Annotated in this window: 17 protein-coding genes and 2 pseudogenes; 14 read left to right on the plus strand and 5 right to left on the minus strand. The window is 75.3% G+C overall.

The genetic code is table 11. The annotated features are described in order from the left end of the window. The first annotated feature begins 73 nt into the window (after positions 1 to 73). The 3 genes from IH44_RS0114635 (at position 74) to IH44_RS0114645 (ending at position 7,922) form a co-directional block, all read left to right on the plus strand. Positions 74 to 3,346, plus strand: coding sequence for an ATP-dependent DNA helicase (locus IH44_RS0114635; protein ID WP_030459964.1), 3,273 nt, complete (start codon positions 74 to 76; stop codon positions 3,344 to 3,346). Beyond that, positions 3,333 to 6,524, plus strand: a complete 3,192-nt coding sequence (locus IH44_RS0114640; RefSeq protein ID WP_030459965.1) for an ATP-dependent DNA helicase — start codon at positions 3,333 to 3,335, stop codon at positions 6,522 to 6,524. Before IH44_RS0114635 ends, IH44_RS0114640 begins: the two co-directional genes overlap by 14 nt. Positions 6,525 to 6,722: 198 nt before the next feature. Continuing rightward, on the plus strand, positions 6,723 to 7,922 hold the full coding sequence (locus tag IH44_RS0114645; protein WP_051816898.1) for a PP2C family protein-serine/threonine phosphatase: 1,200 nt from the start codon (positions 6,723 to 6,725) through the stop codon (positions 7,920 to 7,922). Positions 7,923 to 8,048: 126 nt separating this feature from the next. Here IH44_RS0114645 and IH44_RS44260 read toward each other — a convergent pair. Continuing rightward, positions 8,049 to 8,894: pseudogene (locus IH44_RS44260) on the minus strand (endonuclease/exonuclease/phosphatase family protein); the annotation flags it as partial. Positions 8,895 to 8,914: 20 nt separating this feature from the next. Here IH44_RS44260 and IH44_RS0114665 point away from each other — a divergent pair. The 6 genes from IH44_RS0114665 to IH44_RS0114690 all read left to right on the plus strand — a co-directional run bounded on the left by IH44_RS0114665 (position 8,915) and on the right by IH44_RS0114690 (position 16,605). Beyond that, a complete protein-coding gene (locus tag IH44_RS0114665) occupies positions 8,915 to 9,529 on the plus strand; it encodes a PadR family transcriptional regulator (protein ID WP_030459970.1) in 615 nt (204 codons plus the stop codon). A 16-nt stretch (positions 9,530 to 9,545) separates the two neighbouring features. Then, positions 9,546 to 10,310: an ABC transporter ATP-binding protein gene (locus IH44_RS0114670; RefSeq protein ID WP_030459971.1), complete on the plus strand. Its 765-nt coding sequence runs from the start codon at positions 9,546 to 9,548 to the stop codon at positions 10,308 to 10,310. Further along, the gene (locus tag IH44_RS0114675; RefSeq protein WP_030459972.1) at positions 10,307 to 13,132 is read left to right on the plus strand and encodes an FtsX-like permease family protein; all 2,826 of its coding nucleotides are present in this window, start codon (positions 10,307 to 10,309) and stop codon (positions 13,130 to 13,132) included. The genes IH44_RS0114670 and IH44_RS0114675 overlap by 4 nt, the downstream gene beginning before the upstream one ends. 88 nt (positions 13,133 to 13,220) lie before the next feature. Continuing rightward, complete coding sequence (locus IH44_RS0114680; protein WP_030459973.1) at positions 13,221 to 14,618, plus strand: dipeptidase; 1,398 nt, start codon at positions 13,221 to 13,223, stop codon at positions 14,616 to 14,618. A 43-nt stretch (positions 14,619 to 14,661) separates the two neighbouring features. After that, positions 14,662 to 15,603, plus strand: coding sequence for an NAD(+) diphosphatase (gene nudC, locus IH44_RS0114685; RefSeq protein WP_030459974.1), 942 nt, complete (start codon positions 14,662 to 14,664; stop codon positions 15,601 to 15,603). 213 nt (positions 15,604 to 15,816) lie between these two features. Further along, positions 15,817 to 16,605, plus strand: coding sequence for a GntR family transcriptional regulator (locus tag IH44_RS0114690; protein ID WP_030459975.1), 789 nt, complete (start codon positions 15,817 to 15,819; stop codon positions 16,603 to 16,605). A 277-nt stretch (positions 16,606 to 16,882) separates the two neighbouring features. Here the strand turns inward: IH44_RS0114690 and IH44_RS0114695 are convergent, their stop codons facing one another. Next, positions 16,883 to 17,134 carry a mycoredoxin gene (locus IH44_RS0114695; protein WP_030459976.1) on the minus strand — a complete coding sequence of 84 codons (252 nt, stop codon included), beginning with the start codon at positions 17,132 to 17,134 and terminating at the stop codon, positions 16,883 to 16,885. Between the two features lie 169 nt (positions 17,135 to 17,303). On the opposite strand from IH44_RS0114695, the gene IH44_RS0114700 reads away from it, so the two are divergent. The 5 genes from IH44_RS0114700 to IH44_RS0114720 all read left to right on the plus strand — a co-directional run bounded on the left by IH44_RS0114700 (position 17,304) and on the right by IH44_RS0114720 (position 22,410). Beyond that, a complete protein-coding gene (locus tag IH44_RS0114700; protein WP_369794947.1) occupies positions 17,304 to 19,580 on the plus strand; it encodes an ATP-dependent DNA helicase UvrD2 in 2,277 nt (758 codons plus the stop codon). Between the two features lie 158 nt (positions 19,581 to 19,738). Further along, positions 19,739 to 20,155, plus strand: coding sequence for a hypothetical protein (locus IH44_RS0114705; RefSeq protein ID WP_030459978.1), 417 nt, complete (start codon positions 19,739 to 19,741; stop codon positions 20,153 to 20,155). 171 nt (positions 20,156 to 20,326) lie between these two features. Next, complete coding sequence (locus IH44_RS0114710) at positions 20,327 to 20,695, plus strand: WhiB family transcriptional regulator (RefSeq protein WP_030459979.1); 369 nt, start codon at positions 20,327 to 20,329, stop codon at positions 20,693 to 20,695. A 164-nt stretch (positions 20,696 to 20,859) separates the two neighbouring features. Further along, entirely contained in the window at positions 20,860 to 21,105 is a 246-nt protein-coding gene (locus IH44_RS0114715) for a hypothetical protein (RefSeq protein WP_030459980.1), read from the plus strand. A gap of 234 nt (positions 21,106 to 21,339) precedes the next feature. Beyond that, entirely contained in the window at positions 21,340 to 22,410 is a 1,071-nt protein-coding gene (locus tag IH44_RS0114720) for an aminoglycoside phosphotransferase family protein (RefSeq protein ID WP_035955096.1), read from the plus strand. 26 nt (positions 22,411 to 22,436) lie between these two features. On the opposite strand, the gene IH44_RS0114725 is transcribed toward IH44_RS0114720, so the two are convergent. From IH44_RS0114725 to IH44_RS0114735, 3 genes and pseudogenes are all read right to left on the minus strand, one after another. Beyond that, entirely contained in the window at positions 22,437 to 23,570 is a 1,134-nt protein-coding gene (locus IH44_RS0114725) for a barstar family protein (RefSeq protein WP_051816900.1), read from the minus strand. A 90-nt stretch (positions 23,571 to 23,660) separates the two neighbouring features. After that, on the minus strand, positions 23,661 to 25,010 hold the full coding sequence (locus IH44_RS0114730) for an AarF/ABC1/UbiB kinase family protein (protein ID WP_030459983.1): 1,350 nt from the start codon (positions 25,008 to 25,010) through the stop codon (positions 23,661 to 23,663). A gap of 290 nt (positions 25,011 to 25,300) precedes the next feature. Then, positions 25,301 to 25,788: pseudogene (locus tag IH44_RS0114735) on the minus strand (ThiF family adenylyltransferase); the annotation flags it as partial.

The raw sequence follows: 25,788 nt of genomic DNA on the forward strand, positions 1-25,788 counted from the left end.
AGGATCGTAGGCTCGTCGCGGCGAGCCACCCCCCTCGGCCCGCCGCTGAACCGCCGTACGACCATGGACCGCAGTGACCTCACCGTTCCGCCTGGTGCGCAGCCCCCTCGCCCAGCCCGACCCGCCCCAGCTGGACGCCTTCCAGCAGGCGGTCGTCGAGCACGCCTCGGGGCCGCTGCTGGTGCTCGCCGGGCCCGGGACGGGCAAGACCACCACCCTGGTCGAGGCGGTCGCCCGGCGGGTCGCCGACGGCACCGCGCCCGACCGCGTCCTGGTGCTGACCTTCAGCCGCAAGGCCGCGATGGAACTGCGCGACCGGATGACCGCCCGGATCGGCGCCACCGCCCCGCAGGCCACCACCTTCCACTCGTTCTGCTACGCCCTGCTGCGCGCCCACCAGCCGCCCGAGGAGTACGCCGAGCCGCTGCGCCTGCTCTCCGGCCCCGAGCAGGACGTGATGGTCCGCGAACTGCTCGCGGGCGGCGCCGAGGACGCGAAGGCGGGCGTCGGCACCATCAGCTGGCCGCTCGACCTGCGGGCCTGCCTGACCACCCGCGGGTTCGCCGACGAGGTGCGCGCCGTGCTCGCCCGCAGCCGCGAGCTCGGCCTCGGCGAGGCCGAGCTGGAGCGCTTCGCGGCGGGCGTGGACCGGCCCGACTGGGCCGCCGCCGCGCACTTCCTGGCCGAGTACCTGGACGTGCTGGACCTGCGCGGCGTCCTCGACTACGCCGAACTCGTCCACCGCGCCGTGCTGCTCGCCGAGCGGGCCGACGTCGCCGCGGGGCTGCGCGAGCGCTACGACGTGGTGTTCGTCGACGAGTACCAGGACACCGACCCCGCCCAGGTCCGGCTGCTGCAGCGGCTGGCCGGCGGCGGCCGGGACCTGGTCGCGGTCGGCGACCCGGACCAGTCGATCTACGCGTTCCGCGGCGCCGACGTGAACGGCATCCTGGAGTTCCCCGACGCCTTCCGGCACGCCGACGGCCGGCCCGCCGAGGTCAAGGTGCTGCGGGTCTCCCGGCGCTCCGGCGCGGTGCTGCTGGCCGCCTCCCGCGAACTGGCCCGCCGGATGCCGATGGGCCGGCTGCCCGCCGACAAGCTCGCCGCGCACCGCGCCCTGCTCCCCTCCCGCGAGGGCGGCGCCGTCGAGGTGTACACCTACCCGACGCCCGGTGCCGAACTCGACTCGGTCGCCGACCTGCTGCGCCGCGCCCACCTGGAGGACGGCGTCCCCTGGGGCGAGATGGCCGTGCTGGTCCGGGCCGGCTCCCGGACCATACCGGCGGTGCGCCGCGCGCTGGCCGCCGCCGGCGTCCCGCTGGAGATCGACGGCGACGACCTGCCGCTGCGCGAGGAGAGCGCCGTCGTCCCGCTGCTGCTCGCCCTGCGGGTCTGCGCCGAGGGCCCCGGCGCGCTCACCGCCGACCTCGCCCACACCCTGCTCACCGGCCCGCTCGCCGCCCTCGACGGCTCCGACCTGCGCCGCCTGGGCCGCACCCTGCGCGAGGAGGAGCGCCGGGCCCTGGCCGCCGACGGCGCCCCCGGCGTGGTCCGGCCCGCCGAGGAGCTGATCCGCGAGGCCCTGGAGCAGCCCGACCAGCTCGCCCTGGTGGACGCTCCCTACGCCCGCCGCGCCCACGAACTGGGCATGCTGCTGCGCAAGGTCCGCGAACTGCTGGCCGGCGGGGCGAGCGCCGAGGACGCGCTGTGGGAGCTGTGGGACGGCTCCCGGCGCTGGCGCGAACGCCTGGAGCGGGCCGCGCTGCGCGGCGGGCCCGCCGGGCGCAACGCCGACCGGGACCTGGACGCGCTGTGCGCGCTGTTCGAGACCGCCGCCCGCGCCGAGGAACGGGTCACCGGCCACCGCGGCGCGCTCGACCTGCTCGCCGAGGTCGAGGCCCAGGACATCGCCGCCGACACCCTGCACGTGCGCGCCGTGCGCCCCGACGCCGTCCGGCTGATGACCGCGCACCGCTCCAAGGGCCTGGAGTGGCGCCTGGTCGTCGTCACCGGCGTCCAGGAGGGACTCTGGCCCGACCTGCGCCGCCGCGGCTCGCTGCTGGAGGCCGACCGGATCGGCCGCGACGGCCTCGCCGAGCCGCTGTCGGCGGCCGCGCTGCTCGCCGAGGAGCGCCGGCTGTTCTACGTCGCCGCGACCCGGGCCAAGGACCGGCTGGTGGTCACCGCCGTCAAGGCGCCCGCCGAGGACGGCGACGAGCCCTCCCGCTTCCTGCGCGAGCTCTACCGGGAGACCGTCGACCCGCGCACCGGCCGGGTGCTGGAACGCGTCCCCCGGGTCAAGGTCGCTGACGTCACCTCCCGGCCGCGCCGCCCGCTGTCGGTGCCCGCGCTGGTCGCCGAACTGCGCGCCGTCACCGTCGACCCGGACCGCTCCCCGCAGCTGCGCCGGGCCGCCGCCGAACGCCTCGCCACCCTGGCCGCCGCGCTCGACGAGGACGGCCGCCCGCTGGTCCCCGCCGCCCACCCCGACCAGTGGTGGGGCCTGGACGACCCGACCGCCGCCCCGCAGCCGCTGCGCGAGCCCGAGCAGCCCGTCCGGCTCTCCGGCAGCGGCCTGGAGCAGCTGGAGTCCTGCGCGCTGCAGTGGTTCCTGGAGAAGGACGTCAGGGCCGGCACCACCGCCTCCGCCGCCCAGGGCTTCGGCAACGTGGTGCACGCCCTCGCCGACGAGGTCGGCTCCGGCCGCACCCCCGCCGACCTGGCCGTGCTGATGGAGCGCCTGGACACCGTCTGGGACGCCCTCGCCTTCGACGCGCCGTGGAAGTCCACCCAGGAGAAGGGCGAGGCCCGCGACGCCCTGGAGCGCTTCCTGCGCTGGCACGTGCTGGAGCGCGAACGCGCCACCGTCGCCACCGAGCACGGCTTCGACCTGACCCTGGACGTCGGCGGCGTCGCGGTGCGCCTGCGCGGCTCGATGGACCGGGTCGAGGCCGACGCCGCGGGCCGGGCGTACGTCGTCGACTTCAAGACCGGCAAGACCCCGCCGCCCAACAGCTCGCTGCCCGAGAACCGCCAACTCGCCGTCTACCAGCTCGCGGTGAGCCGCGGCGCGCTCGACGGGCTGCCCGGCTTCGAGGACGGCGCCACCCCCGGCGGGGCCGAACTGGTGCACCTGCGCGAGCCGGACCGGAAGGACCCCGAGGCGCCCAAGGTGCAGCGGCAGCTGCCCGAGGAGAGCACCCCCTGGATCGAGGGCCTGCTGGTGGAGACCGCGGGCAAGGTGCTCGCCGAGAAGTTCACCCCCACCGCGGGCGAGCGCTGCGGCCGCTGCGCGTTCCGCGGCAGCTGCTCCGCGCAGCGGGACGGCCGGCATGTCGTCGACTGAGCCGCTGCAGCACCCGGCCCAGCTCCGCGAACTGCTCGACATCCCGTTCAACGACGAGCAGTTGGCGGCCATCGGCGCACCCATGGAACCCGGCGTGATCGTGGCCGGCGCGGGCTCCGGCAAGACCACCGTGATGGCCGCCCGGGTGGTCTGGCTGGTCGGCTCCGGCGCCGTGCGCCCCGAGCAGGTGCTCGGCCTGACCTTCACCAACAAGGCGGCCGGGGAGCTCGCCGAACGCGTCCGGGCCGCCCTGCTGCGCGCCGAGGTCCGCGAGCAGGACGAGGACGCCCTCGGCGAGCCGCAGATCTCCACCTACCACGCCTTCGCCGGGACGCTGCTCAAGGAGCACGGCCTGCGCCTGGGCATAGAGCCCGACGTGCGGCTGCTCGCCGACGCCACCCGCTTCCAGCTCGCCGCCCGGGTCCTGCGCCAGGCCCGCGGCCCGTTCCCGGCGCTCACCGGCACCTTCAGCTCGCTGGTCGCCGAGATCGTCGCGCTGGACTCCGAACTCGCCGAGCACCTGGTCGAACCCTCGCAACTGCGCTCGTACGACGAGGAGTTGCTCGACCGGCTGGCCACCGTCAAGCTCACCAACGAGGACCTGCGGGCCGTCCCGAAGGCCGCCCGCGGCCGGCAGGAACTGCTGCACCTGGTCGAGGACTACCGGGCCCGCAAGCAGAAGCTCGGCCTGCTCGACTTCGGCGACCAGATCGCCGCCTCCGCCCGGCTCGCCACCCAGCGCCCCGAGGTCGGCACACTGCTGCGCGAGCAGTACCGGGTGGTGCTGCTGGACGAGTACCAGGACACCTCGGTGGCCCAACGCCTCATGCTGGCGGGCCTGTTCGGCGGTTCCCGGGGCGCGGGCCACCCGGTCACCGCGGTCGGCGACCCCTGCCAGGCGATCTACGGCTGGCGCGGCGCCTCGGTCGCCAACCTGGACGACTTCCCCCGGCACTTCCCGCGCGCCGACGGCAGCGGTGCGCACCGCTTCGCGCTCAGCGAGAACCGCCGCAGCGGCGGCCGGCTGCTCGACTTCGCCAACCGCCTCGCCGCCCCGCTGCGCGCCATGCACGAGGGCGTCGAGGCGCTGCGCCCCGCCCCCGGCGCCGAACGCGACGGCTACGCCCGGATCGCGCTGCTGCCCACCCACGCCGAGGAGGTCGACTGGCTGGCCGACTCGATCGCCCACCAGGTGCGCACCGGCACCGCGCCCGGCCGGATCGCCGTGCTCTGCCGGGCCGGCAGCTCCTTCCCCGACATCCACGCCGCGCTGGTCGCCCGGCAGGTCCCGGTCGAGGTGGTCGGACTCGGCGGGCTGCTCCAACTCCCCGAGGTGGCCGACCTGGTGGCGCTCTGCGAGGTGCTCCAGGACCCGACCGCCAACGCCGCCCTGGTCCGGCTGCTGATCGGCCCGCGCTGGCGCACCGGCCCGCGCGACCTGGCCCTGCTCGGCCGCCGGGCCGCCGAACTCGTCCGCACCGCCCGCTCCGGCGAGCAGGACGCGCTGAGCGCCGCCGTCGCCGAGACCGACCCGACCGAGGTGGTCTCGCTGGCCGACGCGCTGGAGACCTTCGTCGACGCCGAGCAGCCCGACGACCTGCCGTTCTCGCCCGAGGCCCGGGTGCGGTTCGCCCGGTTCGCCCGGGAGATCCGCGAACTGCGCCGGGCGCTGGCCGAACCGCTGATGGACGTCCTGCACCGGGTGCTCACCGTCACCGGCCTGGAGGTCGAACTCTCCGCCTCCCCGCTGGCGCTGGCCGCCCGCCGCCGCGAGACGCTGCACTCCTTCCTGGACATCGCCGCCTCCTTCGCCGACCTGGACGGCGACCCCGGCCTGGCCGCCTTCCTGGGCTTCCTGCGGGCCGCCCAGGAGTACGAGCGCGGCCTGGACGCGGGGCTGCCCGGCGGCGAGGACACCGTCAAGGTGCTGACCGCGCACAAGTCCAAGGGCCTGGAGTGGGACGTGGTCGCCGTCCCCGGCCTGGTCAAGGGCGGGTTCCCGTCCGGCCAGGGGCGCGAGCGCTGGACCTCCACCCGCCGGGTGCTGCCGCACGCCCTGCGCGGCGACGCCGCCACGCTGCCCGGCGAACCGGCCTGGAACGCCAAGGGCATCGGCGCGTTCAAGAAGGAGATGGCGCAGCACGGCGAGGTCGAGGAACTCCGGCTCGGCTACGTCGCGTTCACCCGGCCGCGCTCGCTGCTGCTGGCCTCCGGGCACTGGTGGGGGCCGTCCCAGAAGCGCCGCCGCGGGCCGTCCGACTTCCTGCTGCAACTGCGCGCGCACTGCGAACGCCCCGACGGCGGCGGCGAGATCGAGCGCTGGGCGGCCGAGCCCGGGCCGGAGGAGCAGAACCCGGCGTTCGACGTCTCGGTGGAGACCCCCTGGCCGCTGCCGCTCGACCCGGCCGCGCAGCACGCCCGCCGCCGGGTCGCCCGGGTGGTGCGGCAGCGGCTGGCCGGCGCCCCCGCGCCGGAGGCCGAGCCGATGGCCGTCGAGGACCAGCGGCTGGTGGCCTCCTGGGACCGCGACCTGACCGCCCTGCTCGGCGAGTTGGAGCGCTCCCGGCGCACCACCCGGGACGTCGCCCTGCCCGCCTCGCTGTCCGCCACCCAGCTGATGCGGCTGGCCGCCGACCCGGACGGCTTCGCCCGCGACCTGGCCCGCCCGATGCCCCGCCCGCCCGCGCCCGCCGCCCGTCGCGGCACCCGCTTCCACGCCTGGGTGCAGTCCCGCTACGACCAGCCGCTGCTGCTCGGCCCCGACGCGCTGCCCGGCCTGGACGCCGAGGAGATCGAGGACGAGCGCGACCTGGAGCGGCTCAAGGAGGCGTTCCTGCGCGGCCCCTACGCCCGCCGCACCCCGCACCGGGTCGAGGCGCCGTTCCAACTGGTGCTCGCGGGACGGGTGGTGCGCGGCCGGATCGACGCGGTCTACCGGGACGCGGGCGGTGGCGCAGGGTCACCGCGCTACGAGGTGGTCGACTGGAAGACCGGCCGGGAGGACTCCGGCGACCCGCTGCAGCTCGCGGTCTACCGGCTGGCCTGGGCCGAGCAGGCGGGCGTTCCGGTGGAGCAGGTCACCGCCTCGTTCTGCTACGTGCGCTCGGGCCGGATCGAAACCCCGTCAGGACTTCCCGGCCGAAAGGAGTTGAGCGATCTTCTGATCGGGAATAGGTAGAAAAGAGTCACTCAGAGCATCCAACCCGTCACGAGATCACGCGAAACCTGTGCGCCCTGCACGTTTCGTGCCTATTGTGGGGTCGGTAACCGGTCATCCCTCGTACTCCGGCCGCCGTCAGGGCTCCCGACCCCCTGACCTCCCGTCAGACCCGCAGGTGCCGAGCAGCACCCGCACCTTCCGCTGGAGAGACCGACGTTGAGCGCGACCGGATGGATCAGGGACGTCCTCCACGGCCCCACCCCAGGCCCGGTACCGGGCACCGTCACCGGCACCTGGCCCAGGACCTCGCACGCCCTGCCGCTGATCGGCATGCTGCTGATCGTCTCCCTCGACCTGCTGACCAACAGCCAGGTCACCGTCGAGCCCGCCCTGACCGCCGTCCCCGCCCTCGCCGCCGTGGTCTCCCGCCGCGCCTGGTACCCGCTGCTGACCGGTGCGCTGGCCGAGGCCTGCGCGTTCGGCATGGCCTGGTACAACGAGGTGCTGGGCCAGTCCGTGCACACCGCCACCGTCGCCGCGATCATCATCATCGCCGGCATCGGCCACCTCAGCGTCAACCTCCGGCTGCGCCAGGAACTCGCGCTCGCCGAAGCCCAGTTGGTCGCCGAGATCGCCCGTCGGGTGCTGCTGCGCCCGATCCCCGAACGGGTCGGGCCGGTCCGCGCCGCCGTCCGCTACGCCGCCGCCGCGGCGCACGCCTCGATCGGCGGCGACCTCTACGAGGTGGTCAACACCCGGCACGGCGTGCGCGCCGTGATGGGCGACGTCCGCGGCAAGGGGCTGGCCGCCGTCGAGACCGCCGCCGCCGTGCTCGGCGCGTTCCGCGAGGCCGCCCACCAGGAGCCCGCGCTGGAGAAGGTGGCCGGCTGGCTCGCCGTCAGCCTCGACCGGGCCCTGCACGAGAACGACCACCCCGGCGTGGAGGAGGAGTTCGTCACCCTGGTGCTGGTCGGCGTCCGCCCCGACGGCGCCCTGGAGATCGCCAACTGCGGCCACCCGCCGCCCGTCCTGCTCCGCGGCGAGGACGCCCCGCGGCTGCTCGCCGCCGACGAGACCGTCCCCCCGCTGGGCGTCCTCGACCCCGAGGACGTCTGCCCGCCGCTCCAGCTCGTCCCGGTCGAGCCCGGCGACCGGATCCTGCTCTACACCGACGGCGTCATCGAGGCCCGCGACCACGGCGGCGCCTTCTACCCCCTCACCGACCGCCTCCCGCTGCTCGCCGACGACGGCCCCGGCGACGTCCTGCAGCGCCTGCACGACGACGTGGTCCGGCACGTCGGCCACAAGCTCGGCGACGACGCGGCGATGCTGCTGCTCCAGTTCGACCCGGTCGTGCTGCCCGCGCAGGCCGCCCCGCGCGACGAGGCCGCCGTCCCCGGGCGCCTGGAAGGCTAGTGCCGCACCAGGCAACCTTCGCCCGTCGCGGCGCCCGGCACGCCCTCTCGCCGCACCGGCCGAAAACCCAAGTACACCCAGTACGAAGGCTTCCGGCCGGCACGCCGTGTGGTCGAACTGCACGGTCGGCCGGTGCGAGGGGTACGTCGGGGTGCGGGCGAGGTCGTACCAGCCCTGCAGCCTGGTCCGCCGGGCGGTGCGCACGCGCTCGCGCTTGGCGGTGCGCTGGATCGCGTGCGCCGAGCCGAGCACGGTGCGCGGCACCGCGCCGATCAGGTTGAAGTCGCCGAGCACCAGGTAGGGCTGCGGCAGGTCGGCGATCCAGCGCCGGATCGCGGCCAACTGCCCGACGTTCCAGCCCGGCACGAAGGACAGGTGCGCGGCCACCACCGTGAACTCCCCGCCCGGCCCGGCCAGCACCGCGGCGAGCGCGGCCCGCGGCTCGTCCGGCACCGGCGTCAGCCCGCGCCGCCCGGCCACCCGCAGCGGCAGCCCGAACGGCGCCGGGGCGAACCGGCGGGCCCGCCAGTGCAGCACCGGCAGCCGGGTGAGCAGCGCGGTGCCGTACGAGGGGCGGGAGTCGTCGGCCAGGTCGGCCGGCCCGTAGACGGCGAGGCCGGGCCGCTCCGGGTCGGCGATCCAGCCCGCCGAGGGGGCGGGGGTGCCGTGCAGGGCGGCGGCGAAGCGCCAGTCGGTGGCGCCCGCGGCCTTCGCGGCGAGGGCCGCCTGGTCGGTGCGGCCGGAGCGCTCCTGGTACCGGTCGACCTCCTGGAGGGCCAGCACGTCGGCGTCGAGCGAGGCGACGGCCTCGGCCAGCGGGGCGCCCGGCTCGGCCGGGAGGGGCGCGGGGCTGCCGTCGGGGGCGAGCGGTTGGCCGTGCAGCAGGTTGTACGTGGCGATCCGCAGTGTGGTCACGCCGTCGACCGTACCGGGCCGAGGTGAACGCGACGGCGGCTTGAGCCGGGGAACCATACCGGGTATACATACTGAGTATGTCGATCCGTCACGGCCTGCTCGCCCTGCTCGACCAGGGCCCGCGCTACGGCTACCAGCTGCGATCCGAGTTCGAGGCCAGGACGGGGGCGACCTGGCCGCTGAACGTCGGACAGGTCTACACCACGCTGGGCCGCCTGGAGCGCGACGGGCTGGTGGAGGCCGCCGGCGAGGACGACGAGGGCCACCAGTTCTACTCCGTCACCGACGAGGGACGCGCGGAACTGCGCCGCTGGTTCGACACCCCGGTGCCGCGCACCAACCCGCCGCGCGACGAACTGGCGATCAAGCTGGCGATGGCGGTGGCCATCCCGGGGGTGGACGTGGCCGCGGTGGTGCACGGCCAGCGCCGGCACAGCATGCAGGCGCTCCAGGACTACACCCGGCTCAAGGGCCGGGCCCTGGCCGCGGACGACGGCTCCGGCAAGGACCTGGCCTGGCTGCTGGTGCTGGAACAGCTGATCTTCCAGACCGAGGCGGAGATCCGCTGGCTGGACCACTGCGAGTCCCGGCTCGCCCAGCACGCCGAACGCACCGCCGCCACCCCGTCCGAACCCGCCGCCGCGCCGCCCGCCCGGCGCGCCGCCAAGAGCCGCGACCGCGGCCGCATCTGAACCTCCTGGGGGAGCGATGACCGAACAACTCAAGCCGGCCGAGCCCGTGCTGCACCTCGACCAGGTGAGCCGCACGCACGGCCACGGCGCGGCCGAGGTGCACGCGCTGCGCGCCGTCGACCTACGGGTCCACCCCGGCGAACTGGTCGCCGTGATGGGGCCCTCCGGCTCCGGCAAGTCGACCCTGCTGACCCTGGCCGGCGGCCTGGACAGCCCCACCGGCGGCCGGGTCGTCGTCGAGGGCACCGTCCTGGGCGAGCTGGACCGCAAGAAGCTGGCCGCCGTCCGCCGCCGCTCGGTGGGCTACGTGTTCCAGGACTACAACCTGATACCCGCGCTCACCGCCGCCGAGAACATCGCGCTGCCCCGGGAGCTCGACGGCGTCTCCGCCCGGGCCGCCCGCCGGGAGGCGCTCGCCGCGCTCGAGGAACTGAACATCGCCGAACTCGCCGACCGCTTCCCCGACGACATGTCGGGCGGCCAGCAGCAGCGCGTCGCCATCGCCCGCGCCCTGATCGGCGACCGCCGCCTGGTGCTCGCCGACGAACCCACCGGCGCCCTCGACTCCACCACCGGCGAGTCCGTGCTCTCCGTGCTGCGCGCCCGCTGCGACGCCGGCGCCGCCGCCATGATGGTCACCCACGAGGCCCGGCACGCCGCCTGGGCGGACCGGGTGGTGTTCCTGCGCGACGGCCTGCTGGTCGACGAGACCACCCGGCAGGACGCCGGCAGCCTGCTGGTCACCGCCGCCGCCAACGCGCGGAAGGACGGCCAGCCGTGAAGCCGACCGCCTGGCGCGCCGCCCTGCGGATCGCCCGCCGCGACGCCGCCCGGGCCAAGGGCCGCAGCGCCCTGGTGCTGGCGATGATCGCGCTGCCGGTGCTCGGCGTGGCCGGCGTGGACGTGATCGCCCGCAGCGCCCAGCTGGAGCCCGCGGAGAAGGCCGCCCGCGCGATGGGCACCGCCACGGCCGCCGTCACCATGTCCTCCCGCGGCGCCACCGAACTGCAGACCCCCGACGGCAGCGAGAACACCGCCCGGACGCCCGCGGAGGGCCAGGCCAAGACCCCCGAGCAGCAGCGCAGCGCCGACACCGACCCCGCGCAGCTGCTCACCGAACTGCTGCCCGGCGCCGTGCTGGTGCCGGACGGCATGTACAAGAGCACCTCGGCCACCACCGCCGAGGGCCGGATGACGGTGATGGCCGGCGAGGCCGACCTCACCGACCCGGTCTGGCACGGCAAGCTGAACGTGGTGGACGGCACCGCCCCCACCCGGCCCGACCAGATCGCCGCCACCCGCGGCTTCCTGAAGCGCTCCGGCCTGCGGATCGGCGACCGCACCGCCTTCCGCGGCCTGGAGGCCAGGCCCTACACCATCACCGCCGTCGCCGAGGACCCCGCCCGACTGGACCAGGTCATGCTGTACGGCCGCCCCGGCGCGGTGGTCCAGCCGCTGGTGCAGGCCGACACCGGCGGCGCCGACAGCGAGCCGCGCAACGGGGACAGCTGGCTGGTCACGCTGCCCGGCGGGGCCCGGATCGACTGGGCCGGGGTCAAGCGGCTCAACGACTACGGCTTCACGGCGGTCTCCCGGGACGTCCTGCTGCACCCGCCGGCCCGCGCCGAGGTGCCCTACTACGCGGAGCAGTCCCAGTACCCCTCCTACGTGAACAAGAGCGTGCTGGCCGTCGCCGCGCTGGTGCCCGGCATGGCCCTGCTGGAGATCGTGCTGCTCGCCGGACCGGCGTTCGCGGTCGGCGCCCGCCGCTCGCGCCGCCAGCTCGGCCTGCTCGCGGCCGGCGGCGGCGACCGCTCGCACGTCCGGGCCGTGGTGCTGGCCGGCGGCGCGGTGCTCGGCGCCGGCGGCGCCGTGCTGGGCCTGGTCGGCGGCGTGGGCCTGGTCGCGGTGCTGCGCGAGCAGCTGGAGGGCTACGGCGGACAGCGCTTCGGCCACTTCGACGTCCAGCCCCTCGACCTGCTCGGCGTCGCCCTGGTCGGCCTGGTCACCGGCCTGCTCGCGGCCGTGGTCCCCGCCGTCCAGGCCTCCCGGCAGGACGTGGTCGAGGCGCTCACCGGCCGCGGCGGCAGCAAGCCCGCCAACCGGATCATCGCGGTGCTCGGCGCCGTGATGGTGGCCGGCGGCACCGGACTGGCCCTGCTCTGCGCGGTCACCAACACCGCCCCCGTGCCGGGCCTGCTCGGCGGCTCGGTGATCGCCGAACTCGGCATGCTGCTGTGCACCCCGCTGCTGATCGGCCTGTTCGGGCGGCTCGGCCGCCACCTGCCGCTCAGCCCGCGGCTCGCGCTGCGCGACTCGGTGCGCAACCGCGGCCGCACCGCCCCCGCCGTGGCCGCCGTGATGGCCGCCGTGGCCGGCGCCGTCGCGGTGGGCATCTACCACGCCAGCGACGTCGAACGGCAGCGCCAGGACTACCGGCCCAGCCTGCCGGCCGGCGCGGTCGCGCTGCTGGAGGGCGGCCGCGCGGACGGCGACGCGAGCCGGTACGCCGCCCTGCGCGCGGCGGTCGAGAAGGACCTCGGCGCCCTCGGCGAGCACGCCGACGTGCTGAGCCCCACCGCCGTCCCCGGCGACTGCCGGGTCAGCTACAAGTGCGGGTTCGTCCAGGCGCTGAAGACCCCGGACAAGCGCTGCCCGGCCCAGGACGCCACCACCGACGAGCAGCGCCGGCAGGCGATGGCCGACCCCCGGTGCGTCGGCATGCGGGCACTGCCCACCGACCTGACCAGCATGTTCGGCGACGTCCTGATCGGCGACGGGGTACTGCTGCGCAACCTGCTCGACGTCCGCGACCCGGCCGCCGAACAGGCCCTGGCCGCGGGCAAGGCCCTGGTGTTCCGCCCCGACCACGTCGCCGACGGGAAGGTCGCGCTGCGCGCCGAGGAGCAGCCCACCCAGGCGCAGATCGACGCCAACGACTACCGGGGCAAGACCCGGGACGTCACCGTGGACGCCGTCGAGGTGCACTCGCCGCTCCCGTTCGCCACCGTCGTGCTGAGCCGGCAGGCCGCCCAGCGGGCCGGGCTGGGCGTCCGCTCGGAGGGGACGCTGTGGAAGCCCGCCGCGGCGCCGTCCGACGGTCGGGTCCAGAAGGCCACCGACCACCTCTCCAAGCTCGACGACACCGTCTACCTGGATGTCGAGCAGGGCTTCAAGCCGCAGCGCGACGTCGTCACGGTCGGCTTGACCGCCTTCGCCGCCCTGGTCGCGCTCGGCGCGGCCGGCATCGCCACCGGCCTGGCCGCCGCCGACTCCCAGCAGGACCTGGCCACGCTGGCCGCGGTCGGCGCGTCCGGCGGCATCCGGCGGCGGCTGTCCGGCTTCCAGTGCGGGGTGATCGCCGCGATGGGCTCGGTGCTCGGCCTGCTCTGCGGGACCGTCCCGGCGGTGGCGCTGCGGCTGCTGGAGGCCCGCAACGCCACGGTCTGGATCAACGGCGTGCCGGCCGGCCACGAGAAGGCGGTCATCGCCGTCCCGTGGCTGAACCTCGGCGGCCTGCTGGTCGGCCTGCCGCTGGTCGCGGTGCTGCTGGCCGCGTTGCTCACCCGCTCCCGGATCGGCCTGACCCGCCGGGCCGGCTGACGGCGGGGAGGGACGGGACGGGTGACCGTGCTCACGGCCGGGGGAGGCCGTGGGCACGCACCCGTCCGGGCGAACTAAAGTCGTCCGTATGACGAAAACGCCGGACAGCGCCGTCCGCTCCTTCATCGACCAGCACGAGGACGCCTTCCTGGCCGAGCTCGCCGACTGGCTGCGCATCCCCTCCGTCTCCGCCGACCCCGGCCGGGCGGGGGAGGTCCGCCGCTCCGCCGAGTGGCTGGCCGACCGGCTGCGCGCGACCGGCTTCCCGGTCGCCGAGGTGTGGGAGACGGACGGGCTGCCGGCGGTGTTCGCCGAGTGGCCCTCCGGCGACGAGGGCGCGCCGACCGTGCTGGTCTACGGCCACCACGACGTGCAGCCCGCCGCCCGCGAGGACGGCTGGGACACCGACCCGTTCGAGCCCGCCGTGGTCGGCCGCCGGCTGTACGCGCGCGGCGCCGCCGACGACAAGGGCCAGGTCCTCTTCCACACCCTGGGCGTGCGCGCCCACCTCGCCGCCACCGGCCGCACCGCGCCCGCCGTCAACCTCAAGCTGCTGGTCGAGGGCGAGGAGGAGTCCGGCTCGCCGAACTTCGCCGCCCTGGTGCGCCGCGAGGCCGAACGCCTCGCCGCCGACGCGGTGTTCATCTCCGACACCGGCATGTGGTCCGAGACCACCCCGACCGTGTGCACCGGCATGCGCGGCCTGGCCGACTGCCAGATCGACCTGTACGGCCCGGACAGCGACATCCACTCCGGCTCCTTCGGCGGCGCCGTCCCCAACCCGGCCGGGGTGGCCGCCGAACTCGCCGCCGGCCTGCACGACGCCGACCGGAAGGTCGCGGTGCCCGGCTTCTACGACGGCGTCGTCGAACTCACCGACGAGGAGCGGGCGCTCTTCGCCGAACTGCCCTTCGACGAGCAGCGGTGGCTGGAGGTCGCCAAGTCGCACGGCACCCGGGGCGAGGCCGGCCACACCACCCTGGAGCGGGTCTGGGCCCGGCCGACCGCCGAGGTCAACGGCATCTGGGGCGGCTACACCGGCCCCGGCGGCAAGACCATCGTCCCGGCCGAGGCGCACCTCAAGCTCTCCTTCCGGCTGGTCGCCGGGCAGGAGGTGGAGAAGGTCCGGGAGGCGGTGGCCGCCTGGGTTTCCGCCCGCGTCCCGGAGGGCATCCGGTACGAGATCGTCTTCCCCGGCGCGACCCGCCCCTGCCTGACGCCGCTGGACCACCCCGCGCTCCGGTCCACCGTCCGGGCCATGGAGCGGGCCTTCGAGCAGAAGGTCCTGTTCACCCGCGAGGGAGGCTCCGGACCGGCCGCCGACCTCCAGGACGTGCTGGGGGCGCCGGTGCTGTTCCTCGGGATCTCGGTGCCCTCGGACGGCTGGCACTCGATCAACGAGAAGGTGGAGCTCGACCTGCTGCGCAAGGGCGTCGAGACCTCCGCCTACCTGTGGGGCGACCTCGCGGAGAACTTCCGACCGTGACGACGAGCCCCGCACCTGCCGTACTGAAGCGAAGCGAACGGGGATGGACGAGTTGAGCAGCGGACCCGACACCAAGCAGCTGGCGCTGGCCCAGGCCGGGGTGGACCGGGCGGCGCACCGCCGGCTGGACGAACCCTGGCTGGCCGCGGCCTGGAGCCACCCCACCACCCGGGTGCTGCCGATCTCCGGCGGCGAGGCGTTCGTGGTGGACACCGCGGAGGGCACCCAACTGGTGCTGCTGCCCTCCTTCGAGGCGCCCGAGACCGGCCACCGGTACTTCCTGGGCACCGACGAGGACGGCACCCACTACTTCGCCCTGGACTGCGAGTCGCTGCCCGGCCGGCTCGACGGCGACGCCCGCCCGGCCGGCCTGCGCGAGGTCGGCGGCAACCTCTCCGACCGGGACTCCGGGCTGCTGGTGCACGCCGTCGCCCTGCAGCACTGGCACCGGCTGCACTCCTTCTGCTCCCGCTGCGGCCACCCCACCGAGAAGGCCGGGGCCGGCCACCTGCGCCGCTGCACCTCCTGCGCGGCCGAGCACTACCCGCGCACCGACCCGGCGGTGATCATGCTGATCACCGACGCCGAGGACCGCTGCCTGCTGGGCCGCCAGGCGCTCTGGCCGGAGGGCCGCTGGTCCACGCTGGCCGGGTTCGTCGAGCCCGGCGAGTCGATCGAGCGGACGGTCGTCCGCGAGGTGCAGGAGGAGGCCGGCGTCAAGGTCAGCGAGGTCGAGTACGTGGCCAGCCAGCCCTGGCCGTTCCCGTCCAGCCTGATGCTCGGCTTCCTCGGCCGGGCGCACCCCGACGGCACCGAGATCACCGTGGACGGCGAGGAGCTGTCCGAGGCCCGCTGGTTCACCCGGGAGGAACTGCGGGCCGGGATGGCCGCCGGGGAGATCCTGCCGCCGTCCGGCATCTCGATCGCCCGGTACCTGGTCGAGCTCTGGTACGGCGAACCGATGCCGGCCGCGGCCCGCTGGTGACGCCCGGGCCGGCCGCCCGGTGATTTCCGCGACGGGGGCGTACGGAGTGATCCGTACGCCCCCGTTGTGCATCCGCCGGAGGCCCGGAGCCGGGCCACCGGAAAGGTTCGGGTCCGCCCGGAACGTTCCGCCGGGGTTTCCCGGACCCGGGTTCCGGGCACGGTTGGCGCATTCCGCTGAAACCGCCCGAGCCCACTGGCTACATTCACTCGCGTGACGATCCCGCGCGGCACCGCCCCTTCGCCCAAGTACCAGCAGCTCGCCGCCGACCTGCGCCGGCGCATCGAGGCCGGCGAGTGGGCGGGCGGCGGACGGCTCCCGGTCGAGACCGAGCTGGAGGAGCACTACGGGGTGGCCCGCAACACCGTCCGGCTCGCGGTGGACGTGCTGGTCAACGAGGGCCGGGTGGCGCGCGTCCAGGGCAAGGGCACCTACCTGCGCGAGCCCTCCCGGCACGACCACCGGGTGTACGCCCGCCCCGCCCGCCCGGCCCGCCGCGAACCGCTCGCCCCCAGCGGCGAGGTGTACGCGGCCGAGGCGGCGGCCGCCGGGCGGCGGCTCACCGTGGACTTCGAGGTGGCCGTCATCCGGGCCCGCCGCGACATCGCCGCCTGGCTCGGACTGCGCCCCGAGGAGACCGTCATGATGCGCCGTCAGCTCTGCCGGGTCGACCAGGAGCCCTACGCCATCGAGGAGAGCCACTACCGGGCCGGGCTCGCCGCGGGCACCCCGCTGATGAACGACCGGCCCGTCCCCGGCGGCGACGAGCGGATACTGGTGCAGCTCGGCCGGACCGAGACCGCCGCCACCGACCACCTCACCGCCCGGATGCCCGCCCCCGCCGAGGCCGCCTGGTTCGGCCTCGGCCCCGGCGTGCCGCTGCTGGTCAACACCCGGATCAGCAGCGACCGGCGCGGCCCGATCCGGGTGGTGGAGACCCGCTACGCCGCCGACCGGGCCCGGCTGCTCTACGAACTCGGCGACGGCGCGGCCAACGGCTGAAGGGCCGGAGGGCCGAGCGGGCCGGACAGCCGAGCGGGCCGGACAGCCGAGCGGGCCGCGGGCCGCGGGGGAAACGCCGCCGCCCGGCCCGCGGGAAACGGGGCCGGGCGGCGGCGGAATGCGGACCGGCGGATTTCCGGCCCCGCGGACCGGCCCCCCGATCGGCCGGGGCGGAATTCGGACCGGAACCGATCGGACCCCGGACGGAATGCGACCGGAATTCGAGCGGATTCGGACCGCGCCGGACCGGACGGGACCGCGGCGGCGCGGATCCGGGTCAGACCAGCGCGGCCTGGACCTGGCGCAGGCTCGGGTTGGTCATCACGCTCTGCTCGCCGGAGGCGGAGACCACCACGACCGTCGGCACCGTCTGGTTGCCGTCGTTCACCGACTCCACGTAGGACGCCGAGGCCGGGTCCTGCTCGATGTTGACCTCGCTGTAGGCGATGCCCTCGCGGTCCAGCTGGCTCTTGAGGCGGTTGCAGTAGCCGCACCAGGTCGTGCTGTACATCGTGACGGTGCCGGACATGGCGAGGGACTCCTTCGGTCGACGGACGGTGGCCGGACGGCCGCCCGGTGCAACGCCCGGCGGCCCGGACCCATTCCGGGACGGACAACGGTGTGACGATCCGACCACCACCGGCCGCCTGTGGACAACCCCGTCCGAACTGTCCGGAGCGCCTGCGAGGATGGAGGGCATGCAGGAAGACCTCCTGGGGTTCGACGACCCCCACGCGCAGTACGGCCCCGCCCCCACCGGAGCGGACGCGGTGCTGGCCGGGCTCGACCCCGAGCAGCGCGCCGTGGCCACCGCCCTGCACGGCCCGGTCTGCGTGCTGGCCGGTGCCGGCACCGGCAAGACCCGCGCCATCACCCACCGGATCGCCTACGGCGTGCGCAGCGGCGTCTACCACCCCTCGCAGGTCCTCGCCGTCACCTTCACCGCCCGCGCGGCCGGCGAGATGCGCGGCCGGCTGCGCCAGCTCGGCGCGGACGGCGTGCAGGCCCGCACCTTCCACTCCGCGGCGCTGCGCCAGCTCCAGTACTTCTGGCCGCGCGCCGTCGGCGGCGAGCTGCCCCGGCTGCTGGAGCGCAAGGTCCAGCTGGTCGCCGAGGCGGCCGGCCGCAGCGGCCTGCGCGTCCAGCGCACCGAACTGCGCGACCTGACGGCCGAGATCGAGTGGGCCAAGGTCACCCAGGTCGTCCCCGACGACTACCCCGCCGCCCTCGCCAAGTCCGGCCGCGAGGCCCCGCGGGACCCGGCGGAGACCGCCCGGGTCTACGCCGCCTACGAGGACGCCAAGCGCCAGCGCGGCCTGATCGACTTCGAGGACGTGCTGCTGCTCACCGCCGCCATCCTGGAGGACCGCCCGGAGATCGCCGACCGGGTCCGCTCCCAGTACCGGCACTTCACCGTCGACGAGTACCAGGACGTCTCCCCGCTCCAGCAGCGCCTGCTGGAGCAGTGGACGGGCGGCGACGGCGGCGCCAGCCTCTGCGTCGTCGGCGACGCCAGCCAGACCATCTACTCCTTCACCGGCGCCACCCCCGACCACCTGCTCGGCTTCCGGCACCGGCACCCCGGTGCCACCGTGGTCAAGCTGGTCCGGGACTACCGCTCCACCCCGCAGGTGGTCCACCTGGCCAACGGGCTGCTCTCGCAGGCCCGCGGCCAGGCCGCCCAGCACCGGCTGGAGCTGGTCTCCCAGCGCGAGGCCGGCCCCGAGCCGGTCTACCGCGAGTACCAGGACGAGCCCACCGAGGCCGAGTCCACCGCCCGCCTGATCCGCGACCTGCTCGGCACCGGCGTGCGGGCCAGCGAGGTCGCCGTGCTGTTCCGCACCAACAGCCAGTCCGAGGTGTACGAGCAGGCCCTGGCCGACCTCGGCATCGCCTACCAGCTCAAGGGCGCCGAGCGGTTCTTCGAGCGCCCCGAGGTCCGCGAGGCCGGCGTGCTGCTCAAGGGCGCCGCCCGGGCCGCCGACGACCCGCTGACGGCCGGGGCGCCCGACCTCGCCGCCCAGGTCCGCGCGGTGCTCGCCACCCGCGGCTTCGCGGCCACCCCGCCGGCCGGCTCCGGCGCGGTCCGCGAGCGCTGGGAGTCGCTGAACGCGCTGGTCCGGCTCGCCGGGGAGTTCGAGGCCGCCCGCACCGCGGCCGGCGAGCGCGCCGACCTCGCCGCCTACGTCGCCGAGCTGGACGCCCGGGCCGCCGCCCAGCACGCCCCCGCCGTCGAGGGCGTCACGCTGGCCTCGCTGCACGCCGCCAAGGGCCTGGAGTGGGACGCGGTGTTCCTGGTCGGCCTGACCGAGGGCACGCTGCCGATCATCTACGCCAAGACCGACGAGCAGATCGAGGAGGAGCGCCGGCTGCTGTACGTCGGCGTCACCCGGGCCCGCCGCTTCCTCACCCTCTCCTGGTCGCTCTCCCGCTCCCCGGGCGGCCGCGCCTCCCGCAAGCCCACCCGCTTCCTGGACGGCCTGCGCCCCGGCTCCGGCAGCCCCGGCGCGCGCACCCGCGGCGGGCGCGGGGGCGTCGAGCCGGGCGCGGAGCGCTCCGCCGCGCGCCGGGTGCGCGGCCCGGTCAAGTGCCGGGTCTGCGACCGCACCCTGACCGACGCCGTCGAGCGCAAGCTCCGCCGCTGCGAGGGCTGCCCGTCCACGATGGACGAGGCGCTGTACGAGCGGCTGCGCGAGTGGCGCTCGGTCAAGGCCAGGGAACAGGGCGCCCCGGCCTACGTGGTGTTCACCGACGCCACCCTGACGGCCATCGCGGAGGACGTGCCGGGCAGCCTCGCCGAGCTGTCCAGGATCTCCGGAGTGGGCGCCATGAAGCTGGACAAGTACGGCGCCGACGTGCTCTTGTTGTGTGCGGGGGAGAGTCCGGAACCGGTCGGGGAGACCGACCGGGAAGCGGAGTCCGCCCCGTCCGAGGGCGAAGCCGACAACGAGGCTGAGAACTCGCCGGAAAAATAGTTTGCGCGCCGCATGGACGGCGCAATAGCCTGCCGGAGCGGTCAAGGGGACGAGACCGCAAAGCTCGCAGAGGGCTTGTTTCTGCGTGCGCGACCATCAACCAGATATCGGAGTCCGGGCGACCGGACACCGCGAGACGCCGAGAGGAGGCGAGTTCAGTGGAGACCAAGATGATCACCAAAGTGACCGACCTGATGACCACCCTCGCCATGCCCTCGCGCGTCAGCGCTTCGGTTCTGGGTCTTGGCACGGCCGGCGGCAACGCCGAGCGCCTGCTGTCCGAGCACTGCCTTGTCAGTGATCTGGGCAATGCTGTGGGCACCCGTGTCGAGGCAGGTCTCTCCCGTGACTGGGCGACGTTCGGCGGCGGCATTTCGCTGTCCGACGAGCGACCGACCAAGGCATCGAAGGCAGTAGCGGCAGAAGCCCTGCATGGGCGCTATGCGGCCGCCGTCGGTGCCGGAAGCAAGAAGCAGGACCAGCAGATCTCCCTGGCCGAAGCCGCCGTCCGCGGCGCCGAGGCCGGCCGGCAGCAGGCTTTCCGCGGGCCTGGACCCTGGAGCGAACGACCCTGACTGAAACAGTCACGGGCGGTGCCTCCAGGGCCGCGGAAACCCAGCCACCGGGTTCCGCGGCCCTTCTGTTTTGTCCGGTACGCAAGACCCACCCAGGCCCCACGGGGCCTCCGGACCGCTCCGCACCACGGAACGGCCGGATCCACATCGAAGACGAGGAAGACGCCCACAGTGTCCACGGTCATCACACCGCCGCCCCTCCCGTCCGTACCGACCGACAAGACCGTCAAGGCCAACCAGGCCGACCCCCCGGAGGTAACACTCATGCAGCTCACCGCCATCGACGAGGCTGACTCGCTCGGGCTCCCCATCCCGTGCCGGGCCTTCGACCCGGAGGTCTTCTTCGCGGAGACCCCCGCGGACGTCGAGTACGCCAAGTCGCTGTGTGGCACCTGCCCCGTCAAGGCCGCCTGTCTCACCGGTGCCCTCGAGCGCCGCGAGCCGTGGGGCGTCTGGGGTGGCGAGCTCTTCGTGCAGGGCGTCGTCGTCGCCCGGAAGCGCCCGCGTGGCCGTCCGCGCAAGACCGAGGTCATGGCGTGAACCCCGCAGCCAGGACCGACCGCAGCGGCACCGGAGCCGTCCGCAGGGGAGAGCAGCCCCCGCTGGACACCGCTCTGCGCCACTCGGTACGCATCGCGGCCGCCAAGGCCGACGCAGCACTCACCCGCCCCTTCCCGACGACGCACCACGAGCAGGACCACCACATGAACCCCGCCGGCATCGATCCCACCGTCCGCTCCGAGCAGACCACCGAACTCCAGATCCAGAACAGGACGCTCGAAATGAATCTCCTCCAAGAATCCCTGGCTCGCGCGCATATGCAGCAACGCCTCCACGAGGCCGAGGAACAACGCCTCGGCCTGCGGGTGCTGCGCGCGGCGCGACTGCGCCGCCGGGCCGAACGTGCCTCGCTGCGCGCCCGCAAGGCCCTCGCCGTCGCCCTGATGTGACGGATGCTCCACCCCCGCCGGCCGGCCGCGAGGCCCCGCCGGTGACACACCCCTGAACGCCGACGGCCGACTCCCCACCCCCGGGGAGCCGGCCGTCGGCGCGTCCCGGTGCCTGCCGTCCGACCCCGCCTGCCCGGTTCCGCCGCATTCATGCCCGTCCGGGCCCGCCCGGCCCAACTCCACCGCTCCGCACTGCTGTTCGCCGCTCGAACGGGTCGTGCAAGGATGGCCCCCATGTGGTCCTCCCTCCCGCTCGGCGAGCGGCTGCGCACCGAACTCGGCCCGCCCCGCAAGGTCCGCCGCCTGGTCAGCAGCCCGCGCTCCCGGGTCTGGCGGGCCGAGCTCGCCGGCCGCCCGGTGGTGGTCAAGCAGCTGGTCGACTCGCCCGGGGCCGCCGACCGCTACGCCCGCGAGGCGGCCGCGCTCTCCCTCGCCGCCCGGCCCGGCAGACCCGGCCGCCCGGTGGTGCCCGCCCTGCTCGGCACCGACCCGGCCGCCCGCCTGCTGGTGCTGGAACGCCTGGAGGACCGCACCCCGGGCCCCGGCTGGCAGCAGGACTACGCCACCGCGCTGGCCGGGCTGCACGCCAGCGCCCCCGCCGACCTCCAGGACCTCGCCGGGACGGCCCCCGGCACCGACCTGCCCGCCTGGACCGGCCCGACCGGACGCGACCTCGGCTGCTTCATCGCCCTGGCCCGGATCCTCGACGTCCCCGCCCCGCCCGGCGCCCGCGCCGAGGCCGAAGCCCTGCTCGACCGGCTCTCCGCCACCCCCGTCCGGCACGCCCTGCTGCACGGCGACCCCTGCCCCGGCAACGACCTGCACACCGCCGACGGCGTCCGGTTCGTCGACTTCGAGCAGGCCTCGCTCGGCCCCGGCGCGGTCGAGTTCGCCTACCTGCGGATCGGCTTCCCCACCTGCTGGTGCTCCACCGCCCCGCCCGCCCCCGTACTGGCCGAGGCCGAAGCCGCCTACCGCACCGCCTGGCGCGCGGCCACCGGCACCGAGGCCGCCACCCCCGCCGAACTCGCCGACGCCTGCGCCGGCTGGCTGCTGCGCGGCGACGCCCTCGTCCCCAAGGCCGAACGCGGCACCGCCGACCACCTGTCCCGCCTCCACCACGGCGACTGGACCTGGGGCAACGCCACCGCCCGCCGCCGCCTCCTGCACCGCCTCCGCGCGGTCGCCGAACTCGCCGGCCCCGACACCGCCCTCCCGGTCTTCGGCCGCTTCTGCGCCACCCTCGCCACCCGCGCCCGCACCGCCTGGCCCACCGCGGGCCCGCTCCCCGTCGAACGGACCTGACGCCCCGGCCCCGGCCCCGACACCGGTCAGGCCCGGACGACCGTCACCCCGTCCCGCTCCAGCTCGCGGGCCAGCTCCTCCGGGTAGCCGAGCCCGGTCGCCGGGTCGCGGTCCGCGGCCAACTCCTCCTCGGTGGCGGCGAAGTCGTGCCAGACCAGGGTGAACGGCGGGACCAACCCGAAGCCGCCGCCCAGACAGTCGCGCAGACCGTTCCACTCCCGCCCGTAGTAGCCGCCCGGCCCGTTCACCGCCTCACCGATCGCGCAGTGCAGGCCCGTGACGTCCTCCACCTCCCTGCCGTCCAGGTGGTACTCGCCGCCGGAGCGGTCCGGCCCGGGCTCGCGGAGGTACAGCGCCAGCGTCTGCCAGGTCTCCTTGGCGGCAGTGCCCAACCCGCGCCAACTGCCCGCCTGCCGCGGCGGCCCGGCCTGCCACTGCCGCCAGACCGTGCGGGCCGCCGAACCGGGCAGCTGGTCGGGGGAGACCGACAGCAGCACGTCTAGTAGGCCGCCGCCGAGTACCGACGGCCAGGTTCGGCCGACGGCCAGCCCGGTCGGGACCCGGCACAGCACCCGGCCGGTGTCGTCCAGCGCCCACAGCTCGGTGTACGCGGGCCAGCCCCGGTAACCGCTGTCAAACCGTGCCCGCAGCGGACCGGTCAGCTCGCAGCCGACCAACTGCACCGGCAACCGCCCGGGCCCCTCACGTTCCACCAGCAACCCGGTGACCTCCGCGCCCACCGCGAGCGGCTCCGGTCCGGACCTGCTCGCCGTCAGTTCGAAGCGCTCACCAGGATCCCGTGCGAACCGGAAGTCCTCCACCGCGCCGACGGCTGCCCCGACCACCACGTCGACCAGCGCCGGACCGGCGGCGTGCGGTACGACCGCGAGCACCTCGGCGTCCAGCAGATCCCACCAGTACTCCCGCCCGGAGGCCGACCGGCCGGTGATCAGGGCGGGTCCGAGCCACCCGACCGCCGCCCCCGGCGCGCAGCCGCGCAGGACCAGGACCTCGCGCGGTGGCGGGGCCGGGTCGGTGAACAGGCCCTCGACGGCGGCGCACCGGCCCAGTAGCAGTTCCTCGCCGTTCTCGTCCTCGCCGACGATCAGGTACCGCACCGGGAACGGCCGCTCCCACTCTCGATGGCCCACCGGCTGCACGCCCGTCCTCCTTCGTCCGCGCCCAGCGTGCAGCGCGCGCCCCGGCCGGGGCAAAGCGTTTTGCGGGCCGGGGCGCGCGGGGCGGTCGGCTCAGTCGGCCAGGTCGGCATCCGGCTCGGCGAAGCCGGGGAGCCAGCGGAGGAGTTCCTCGTGCAGGCGGACGGTGGCGCCGAGTTGGCACAGGACGCCGATGGTGGAGAGGGTGACGCGGTGGATCAGCAGATAGGAGGGCGGGAGGTTGAGCTGCTTGCCGAGGTTGTAGGCGGGGGAGCGCGGGTCGGCGATCCGGGCGGCCTGGGTGCGCATCCAGGGGCGGCTGAAGGTGAACTGCTCGGCGCGGGTGGGCTCGATGATCGGGAGCAGGTAGTCGAGCACCGCGTCCGGGTCGAGCGAGATGCCGGGGCGGACGAAGTTCTCCTGCCGGAGCAGGTCGTACACCGCCCCGGCGTCCCCGGCCAGGGCCAGGCGCAGGGAGGTGCCGATCGGGCGGGGCAGGCCGCCGGGGAGGCGGTCGACGGTGCCGAAGTCGAGCACGCCGAGCTTCCAACTCGCGGCGCTGCGGCCGGTCTTGACGAGCCGGAAGTTGCCCGGGTGCGGGTCGGCGTGCAGCAGGCCGGTGCGGCTCGGGCCGGCGAACAGGAAGCGGGCCAGGAGCTGGCCGGCCCGGTCGCGCTCGGCGCGGGTGCCGTCCGAGACGACCTGGGAGAGCGGCTTGCCCTCCAGCCACTCGGTGACCAGCACCCGCCCGGACTGGGCGACCACCCGGGGCACCAGGATGTCGGCGTCCCCGGCGAACTCCCGGGCGTGCAGCTGCTGGGACTCCGCCTCCAGCCGGTAGTCGAGCTCCTCGGTGACCCGCTCGCGCAGTTCGGCGATCAGCGGCTTGATGTCCACGCCCGGGATCAGCGGGCCCAGCATCCGGGCCAGCCGGGAGAGCTGGCTGAGGTCGCTGAGCAGGGCGTCGCCCGCGCCCGGGTACTGGATCTTGACCGCGACGTCCCGTCCGTCCTTCCAGACGGCGCGGTGCACCTGGCCGATCGAGGCGGCGGCGGACGGCTGGTCGGAGAAGGAGCGGAAGTTCTCCGCCCAGCCCTCGCCGAGGTCGGCCGCGAGCACCGCGTGCACGGTGCGGGTCGGCATCGCCGGGGCGGACTCCTGGAGTTTGGTGAGCGCGGCCCGGTAGGGGCCCGCGACGTCCTCCGGGAGGGCGGACTCGAAGACCGACATGGCCTGCCCGAACTTCATCGCACCGCCCTTCAACTTGCCGAGGGTGGCGAAGAGTTGCTCCGCGGTCTGGGCCTGGAGCTCGGCCGCCACCTCCTCCGCCGGCCGCCCGCCCAGGCGCTTGCCCAGGCCGAGGGTGGCCCGCCCGGCGAAGCTCAGCGGCAGGGCCGCCAGCCGGGCCGTCCGGGAGACCGCCTTGCGCGGCATCTCAGACATCCCCCGCCCCCGTCCGGACGGCGCGGCCGGTGGCGGCCGGGGCCGCCCCGGCACGCGGTCGGGCGACCGGCCGGGCCGTGCCGGTCCTTGCCTTGCGCGGTAGATCGCTCACCGGACCTCCTGATCCTCCGGACCGACCGGCGCCCCGCCGGCGGTCGGTACAGCGGCACTCCCGGCACCCGCCCGGCGCGCCCCGGACCCGACGGGCCGCCGCCCGCCCCCGGAAGCGGTGCACCGGGCGGGTGGCGACGGATCGGGCGCGGGCTGCCGAACGGGCCCCAGGGGTCGTCCTAGGCCATTGTGCCCGTTCGCCCCGGTGCGGCGGACTGCCAGAGGCAACCGCAATCCGGGTGGCTGCGCAGCCGCAGCCGCCGCACCATGCCGTCGGCGGCGGACAGCTCGCACCAGCCGTCCACGCTCGGTGGCAGCACCCCGTCCAGGTACAGCTGGGCGTGCAGCGCGGCGAGCCCGGCGACCGAGGTGGCGACCGCGCCGTCGCAGGCCGGGACGCGGGCCCGGCCGGGGCCCTCGTCGATCAGCTGGGCCAGCAGCCGGGGCCACGCCTCGTCCTCGTCCCGCCGGGCCAGGGTGGCGCAGCTGCCGCAGGCGGAGGCGCCGGGGACGACCAGCGGGCCGACCACGCCGAGGTGCTCGAGCACCCCGGTGTACAGGTGCGGGATGCCGGCCCGCATCAGCTCCTGGGCGTCCACGGCGGCCCCGGTGTACGCGGCGGAGCCGTCCCGCGGGGCGAGCACCACCAGGGTGGGCGGCGGGGGAG

The sequence above is a fragment of the Kitasatospora sp. NRRL B-11411 genome (assembly GCF_000721345.1).
GTDB classification, from domain to species: domain Bacteria; phylum Actinomycetota; class Actinomycetes; order Streptomycetales; family Streptomycetaceae; genus Kitasatospora; species Kitasatospora cineracea.

Coding starts and splice junctions, on each gene's coding strand:
- IH44_RS0114670 (WP_030459971.1), top strand. CDS start 9,546: ATGACCGAACAACTCAAGCCGGCCGAGCCCGTGCTGCACCTCGACCAG.
- IH44_RS0114700 (WP_369794947.1), top strand. CDS start 17,304: ATGCAGGAAGACCTCCTGGGGTTCGACGACCCCCACGCGCAGTACGGC.
- IH44_RS0114680 (WP_030459973.1), top strand. CDS start 13,221: ATGACGAAAACGCCGGACAGCGCCGTCCGCTCCTTCATCGACCAGCAC.
- IH44_RS0114730 (WP_030459983.1), bottom strand. CDS start 25,010: ATGTCTGAGATGCCGCGCAAGGCGGTCTCCCGGACGGCCCGGCTGGCG.
- IH44_RS0114640 (WP_030459965.1), top strand. CDS start 3,333: ATGTCGTCGACTGAGCCGCTGCAGCACCCGGCCCAGCTCCGCGAACTG.
- nudC (WP_030459974.1), top strand. CDS start 14,662: ATGGACGAGTTGAGCAGCGGACCCGACACCAAGCAGCTGGCGCTGGCC.
- IH44_RS0114715 (WP_030459980.1), top strand. CDS start 20,860: ATGAACCCCGCCGGCATCGATCCCACCGTCCGCTCCGAGCAGACCACC.
- IH44_RS0114720 (WP_035955096.1), top strand. CDS start 21,340: ATGTGGTCCTCCCTCCCGCTCGGCGAGCGGCTGCGCACCGAACTCGGC.
- IH44_RS0114665 (WP_030459970.1), top strand. CDS start 8,915: ATGTCGATCCGTCACGGCCTGCTCGCCCTGCTCGACCAGGGCCCGCGC.
- IH44_RS0114695 (WP_030459976.1), bottom strand. CDS start 17,134: ATGTCCGGCACCGTCACGATGTACAGCACGACCTGGTGCGGCTACTGC.